Origin of the sequence: Pseudoalteromonas sp. APC 3358 (assembly GCF_030408075.1) — a bacterium.
GTDB lineage: Bacteria > Pseudomonadota > Gammaproteobacteria > Enterobacterales > Alteromonadaceae > Pseudoalteromonas > Pseudoalteromonas arctica.
In genome coordinates, this window is record NZ_JASDCE010000001.1 from 599,195 (window position 1) to 606,347 (window position 7,153).

Annotated in this window: 4 protein-coding genes; 3 read left to right on the forward strand and 1 reads right to left on the reverse strand. The window is 37.5% G+C overall.

Going from position 1 to position 7,153, the window contains the following annotated elements; all coding sequences use genetic code 11:
• Positions 1-109: 109 nt before the first annotated feature.
• Positions 110-1,783: a hypothetical protein gene (locus tag QL995_RS02615; RefSeq protein WP_290292428.1), complete on the reverse strand. Its 1,674-nt coding sequence runs from the start codon at positions 1,781-1,783 to the stop codon at positions 110-112.
• A 259-nt stretch (positions 1,784-2,042) separates the two neighbouring features.
• Between QL995_RS02615 and QL995_RS02620 the strand changes: the two genes are divergently transcribed.
• The 3 genes from QL995_RS02620 (at position 2,043) to QL995_RS02630 (ending at position 6,538) form a co-directional block, all read left to right on the forward strand.
• The gene (locus QL995_RS02620; RefSeq protein WP_033027073.1) at positions 2,043-2,291 is read left to right on the forward strand and encodes a YfhL family 4Fe-4S dicluster ferredoxin; all 249 of its coding nucleotides are present in this window, start codon (positions 2,043-2,045) and stop codon (positions 2,289-2,291) included.
• Between the two features lie 214 nt (positions 2,292-2,505).
• Positions 2,506-3,204 (forward strand): metallophosphoesterase, encoded by a 699-nt coding sequence (locus QL995_RS02625; RefSeq protein WP_290292435.1) that lies wholly within the window; start codon positions 2,506-2,508, stop codon positions 3,202-3,204.
• A 412-nt stretch (positions 3,205-3,616) separates the two neighbouring features.
• Complete coding sequence (locus QL995_RS02630; protein ID WP_290292437.1) at positions 3,617-6,538, forward strand: TonB-dependent receptor; 2,922 nt, start codon at positions 3,617-3,619, stop codon at positions 6,536-6,538.
• Positions 6,539-7,153: the final 615 nt, after the last annotated feature.

The window sequence follows — 7,153 nt, forward strand, 5'->3', positions numbered from 1 at the left end:
TTAAAAAAGTTAAAATCATCAAATAACTGATGGGTTATCGCTCTAATAAGGCAATGATATGAAATTAATTTTTTTTACAAAAACTTTGGTAAGTCGAAATTAAGCTTTTTTAATTATTTTTTGCTTTGGCTTCTTGGTCACTTAAATATCTCTCAACGACAGCTCTTCCTTCTTCGGTTAAGATCAAATCTTTTGCTACTCTGCCCGTATCACCAAGTGGCTGATTAATGAAGTTTACATAACTGCCTTTGTGAACTAAATGAGCTTTAATTCTATCTCTCAATGCTTTTTTTTCTTTATTTTCTTTAAGGTTTTTAGCTTGTTTACTTTGCATACCTGTAAGTTTGAGTTGTTGGCTTTCGAGTTCTTTGGCTCTTTTTAAAATACTTGCTTCATGAATTTTGAATACATTAAATTTTAGCTTTGTTGAAGTGCCAAATAGCTCTTCAGATTTATCATAGTTTAAGCCGTTTGGATCGTCCTCTTTTCTTAGGTGATGAAGCGCGAGTCTGGTGAGTTCCTCTGCGTGTTTAAAATGATAGCCGTTGGCAACCATAATCGCTTTTGCGTTGGATTTAAAAAAACTTCGGCACATTGTGCAAAATGCACCTGCAGATCCTTTCATTACAATATTTCTTTTATCTCCTTTTACTGCATCAACAGGTGAGTAATCTTTAATGATCTTATCCAGCGACCTTTTAGCAAATGGTTTGTTAAGATCGCGAGGCTGAAGAAATATATGATCAGGGTTACAGTTGGGTAATGCATTTTCCATCCAGGCTCTCTGCTCTAAAATAATGGCGCGCATGGCCTTGGTTAATGGCAGCTTATATTCTTTTTGGTTTTTCATTTCTCCACGAACCCCAACAATAGATGCCGGAAAGGTAATTAAGGTTGGGAAATCGATGCTATTGAGCCACTCCCACTTCATTTGTGGAATGTTGATAGGGCGTATGCCTGTCAAAATCATAAATCGCGCAGCATTTTTTTGATGTACATTTGGGGCCGATGCGAGGTTTATCCATAATTCAGCTATCGAATCTAAGTCTGTATAAACTTGGCAAGGACGGGGGCTTTCTACACGGTCAGATACGTAAAAGTCATCGATATCAGCAGCTGGGTTTTTACCTGAGTTAAATTTGTTTTTGGCAAATCGCCATACCCTTCTAATTTGTGCAAAAAGCTCAATTGCTTGGTTGTTGGACTCTGCCTTGATAATTAAATCTACAATCTTTTCTAACTCTCCAGCTGTAAGAGACTGGAATGCACGCTTAAGCGGAAAATGATGCCTAAGCTTTTTTATTCTACATTGATATGTTTTGAGCGATGAAGCTGCAAATTTAGTGGGTGCGGTGTTATGACGCTCTATTAAGCTTTGTTCATAAGCATCAAACACAGTTTTAATATTATGATTATTTAAAACGCCATATTTCATTTGTTCAGTGAGCTTACGCGCTTTTGCTATTGTTAATTCAGGTGCTTCACCTAACTTGGTATTCGCGATACCAGATGATTTTGGGAAGTTAGAGTAGAAAATAGCGGTGCCAGACTTGGTGAAAATTAGTCGAATATGGTGTTGTGCTTCGTATTTCGATAATCTTTTAGTCCGACTAGGTCTAAGGCCTTGTTTATCTGCACTTTTTTCTTCAAAAAATATGATATTTTGAGCCAGCGTAGCACACCGATTTATGTGCTGCATAGAAAATGGAGGTTTGAGCTGGTTCCATTCTAGTTTAGCTTTCGTGTATTGAACTTTGGTAAGCGTTGATAAAGAGTGCTTCACTTTGTAATAACCTATATAAATAAAGGCCTTGCGGCGATTTTTATTGATTGAGATCAACAAAGCAACAGAGAAAAATAGGCATAATTCGTGGCTGCAATTTACACCTAAAAATAAAATGGTGTGTTACGAATGTGTGCTACGATTTAAAGAAAAATAAAGGTTTATTATTGAACTGGACTTGTATCAAAAGTAGTCAAAAAACATTTAGTTTAACTCTATCTTTTTGTTTTATAATGATATTAATTGAAAAGGCTAAAAGGTGGCTCTACTCATAAATAGTAAATGCATTAACTGCGATATGTGTGACCCAGAGTGCCCTAATGAGGCTATTTATATGGGCGCGAAGATATACCAAATAGATGCTAATAAATGTACTGAGTGTGTAGGGCATTATGATAAACCTACTTGTGTAAGTGTATGTCCAATTGACTGTATAAAGCCCGATCCTAATAAGCGTGAAAGTTTAGGTGAGCTGGCTGATAAGTTTGTGCTGCTAACGAACTTATAACTTGTTCAGGTATTTTGCTAAGCCGCTTTTTACTATCGGCTAAAAACTATCTACATTACTTATTTAGCTTGTAGCTAAAGTCCGCCGTCATGCATTTTTAGTTTCAATCAAATTTTATTACCTTCATTAATTATCAATTATATTGTGTTACCTTAAGGCTTTATAAACTCAAGTATTAATCTAAGTTTTAGATTGCATTCTATAGGAGTCTATTTTGTATATAGGTATTAACGCTATTCAGGCTGTATCTTCAAAACAAGCAATATTTATTAATGATGAGTGCCGAGTATTTGTAATTGGCGATCTTGATGGTGATTTACCTGCCTTAAAAAACGCACTTAATAACGTAAATTTTAACCCTGAAAGAGATACTTTGTTTTGCCTAGGCGATTTTGTTGATCGCGGGGATAAAACATATGACTTATTTACATACTTACAAGCCATTAGGGCATGTATGATATTAGGTAATCATGAGCATTTAATGTTGGAATCATTATTAAGTAATGATAAAGCGGCTTTTAAATTATGGACTGACAATGGTGGCAATTGGCACAAGTCGGTATCGAGTGAAAAGCTCAATGTTATGTGCGATGAGTTACTAACTAAACCTCTTTCAATAGTACTTGAATATCGCGGTTATAAAGTTGGGTTGTCTCATACATTTGCACAATCGTGGGATTGGGAAAATTACCCTGATGATAAATCGGTGATTGTGCAATCTCTATTGTGGGATCGCGAAGTAGTTAAACAAAATAAGGTAGTTAAAAGTCATGGAGTCGACTTTTCAATACATGGACATAACTCAACTAAAGCACCTTTCTGGGTGGGTAATAGCTATCATATAGATACCAATTATTATGGTGGAAAGCCGACATTACTCGAGCTTTCAGAGGTTATTGCTACGCTTGATTAACCAAGCGCTATTTAGCAATTGTTACTTCTTTCAAATATCATCCGGCAGTTTTGCTTTTTAAAGTATAAACTGCTGACTACCTCATCTAATCATCCCCTTCGTTTTTTGTATACACTTTATGATGATTTTTGCACTGTAATTATTTCATTAAGCTATTAAATACCACAAAGCCGCTCTTAGTTTGTTAATTGAGAGCGGATTTGATGTGTGGGCTGGGTTTTAACTTTCATTTAATAGGTATAAATACAGTTAAAAGAGACGTTTATTTAATTTAATATTGTTGGTTAACAAACGGTTAAGTTTGGCTGTGTAGAATTGGGAACAATTTTTGCCATTACGTGAATAATTTGCGTAAAAGGACTAACTTCTCGCTTTAGTTTTATGATCAGATTTAAATGGAACAGCCTCTCACATGATAGTAGCAAGCATATACCCTTTTCCTTTTTCAACGTTTTGTAAGTCATCACTTTATATATCAATTTTTTCTACTTTGGGTTCTACGTATGCTTTTGCAGCGCAAGAAAACTCGCAGCACACAAAAGATATAGAAGTAATAGAAGTACGTGGCATCCGTTCAAGTATGGCCGAAAACTTAGATGTAAAACGTATGTCTGGCTCTGTGGTTGATGCCATTACCGCGGAAGACATTGGAAAGTTCCCTGACAAAAACGTTGCTGACTCGCTTCAGCGCGTACCCGGTGTGGTAATTGAACGTGACGGCGGAGAAGGTTCATCAGTCAGTATTCGTGGTTTATCGTCACAACTTACCTTTACACAGCTTAATGGTAATTTTATTGCGTCTTCTCCGGGAGAGCCTTCGCGTTCGTTTGATTATGCTTTGTTACCGTCTTCGATGATTGAAAGTGTAGAAGTTTATAAATCGCCAGAGGCACGCTTAGATGAAGGAGGGGTTGGTGGTACTGTATTAATGCATAGCCGAAAGCCTTTGAGTATGGATGCAAACTCGGGTGTATTTAATGTAGAGAGTACTTACGCTGATGTTACAAAAGAGTACGAACCACAGTTTACGGGTTTATATTCATGGAAAAACGACGACGAAGACTTTGGTGTATTAGTTGGCTATACGTATCAGGAACGCACAAACAGGACACTTTCGGGAGGAACTGATGCAAATGTATGGCGCTACACTGGCGGTGGACAACCTACAGATATAAACGGTAACGCAGTTAATAACAATAATGGTTGGGATACTATTAATGATGCAAACGGCAACAGTTACGATGGCGTTTGGTTTCCACAAGTTGTGCGAGGCTCAGTTCTTAACGAAAAACGTGAGCGCGAAGGAATTCAAGTTAGTACACAGTGGCGACCAACAAATCGTTTAGAGCTTGGATTTAATTACTTTGGCTTTACACTCGGCCAAGACAGAACTGAATCTGTGATTGATATACCTGAGTGGTCTTTAAATTCTGATTTTTTAACTGATGTAAATCTTGATGAGTCGGGAAGTATTGTTACAGGTATGCAATACGATGCGATGGCAAGCGGTATTGAAAGTGATATGCAGTTTCCGTGGATGCGCGGCAGTTATGTACGTGAAGAATCCACCTCCGATACCTTTGATTTTAATTTAACTTATGAAGGCGATAATTTTAAAGCGCGTTTTGTTGTGGGTAATACAAAATCAGAAGGGGGGCCGGAAGAAAGCTGGGAAGCTGCATATAAAAGTTCAAACGCGGGCGAAAACGCCACTGCTATTCAAAATGCTGCTCAAACGGCAGGCTGGTCACTCAACCAAAATAATGTATCACTTAATATTGACCCTAATACACTAGCTAACTTGCAAAGTGGAATTGGAGGCGGTCGTGATGCGGGCTCTTCAAACTCAAGTTTTGTACGCAGTGAGTTAGAAGAAGATTATTACCAAGCTGATGTGGATCTTTATGTTGATTGGGGCTTTTTAAAAACAATTAGAACCGGTGTCAAATATCGTAACTCCACGCTTCATCGTGAAACTGGCAATACCTTCTTTTTAGATCCTAATTTTGATATAGCTGCAGGCGAAGCAAGCGAGCAAGGTATTACGCGTTTTGATAGCTACCAGTGGAATGGTGGAATGCCATTAGCTCAAAATGTATTTACAAGTGAGAGTAATATAGTAGGGGGTTTTGATATAAACCAAATGCCAAGTATCGACTGGGACAAATACCGCGATATGGTCACTGCTAACTATGTACCTTATACACGCATTGAAGATAACTTTGTTTACGACATTGAAGAGAAGATATCTGCTTTTTATATACAAGGCGATTTTGAATTTAGTGAAGTAAGAGGTAATTTGGGCGTGCGTGTTGTGCAAACAAAAACACTTACTTCATCTACTGACTTATATACCTATCAATTAGATCACACAAATGACGAAACAGGCGAGCCAGTAACTGGTGACGCACGCTTTGTAGAAGACTATCAATTAGTCACTCAGCAAAACGAAGACACTCAAATACTACCAAGTTTTAATATAGCGTGGGATGCAACTGACGATTTAGTTATTCGTGGGGCAATAGCAAAAGTAATATCTCGTCCTGACTATAGCGATTTAGGTGCGCAGCAGCGTATTACGTTTGTATCGGATGAATGGGCAAATGATAGAGCTGCATTTAATGAACAGCCAGGTTTTAGCGGCAGTGGTGGTAATAAAAACTTAAAGCCATTTGAATCGGTGCAGGCTGACTTATCTATTGAGTATTATTATGCAAAGGGTTCTGCGGTTGGATTGGCACTTTTTCATAAGAAAGTAGATAACTTTGTTGTGCCACTGGTAATTGATGTAGAGCAAAACTTTGCCGGTAAAAATAATATAGTAGATGCAGGAACCATTAATATAGCTCCGTACAGTACTGTAGGTAATGGTACCGATGCAGTATCTAAAGGCGCGGAAGTATTTATCCAGCATGCGTTTGATAATGGCTTTGGTTTTTATGCAAACTACACCTATAACAAAACCAATAAAGCAGATGTAACAGTAAATGATAAAGAGTTTGGTCAATCGGCATTAATAGGCAGTGCAAAGTATCAGTACAACACCTCTGTTTATTATGAAGGTGACGCTTTTAATGTGCGCGCTTCATATAACAAACGAGGGGAGACAGTATTAGGCATTAATAGTGGGTTAAATGTATATCAAGATCCATACGAACAGGTTGATGTTAATGCATCGGTTAATTTGTATGAAGGGCTAAGCTTAACAGCTGCTGTTATTAATTTAACTAAGTCGGAATCGGTAACGCGTTTAGGTGATGATACAGATGCACGATTACTTAACTCAAGCTATTCAGGACGACGCTATTACGCAGGCTTTAATTATAGTTTTTAATTAACGGCATACGTAATACTTTATTAAACGCCAACTAAAAAATGTAGTTGGCTTAGCCTAACAGCACCTAATATTGTAGTTTTATCTATGCAGATAGTTTAACTGCTCATATGTTGGTTGTTTAATAGGCAGAAAAAGCTCTGCAGCCCTTTATTTGTATAGCTTTCATACTAAATTCATTTAATTGTCAAAAAGCTGAAATAAAACATTGACCCCCGCTCGAATCTCCCTATAATGCGACCCCACTGAGACGGGAAACGCCAACGCATAGCGAGGCACGAACTACTCAGAGAGTTAAGTAAAACTTCGGTTTTAAATCTTCCAAAAAGAAAGTTTAAAACTAAGTGTTGACTCAAAAAATAAAGGGTGTATTATTCGCATCCCTTGAGACGCTAAAGCGACTCAAAACGTTCTTTAACAATATAAAGCAATCATCTGTGTGGGCACTCGTACAGATTGAGTTCTAACAGCCAACCTACTTAGGTAGCGAGGCAAACAAATTAGAGTCTCAATTGAAAACTGAGTGACCAACAGAATAGTTATTTCGGTAATTATTCGGCACAGTCAATTCAATATCGAAAGATATTAAAATAAATTCAGAATTCATTGAGCTGT

What these genes read in the sequence shown, in the direction of transcription:
- QL995_RS02630 (WP_290292437.1), top strand. Translation starts at nt 3,617, where the DNA reads ATGATAGTAGCAAGCATATACCCTTTTCCTTTTTCAACGTTTTGTAAG.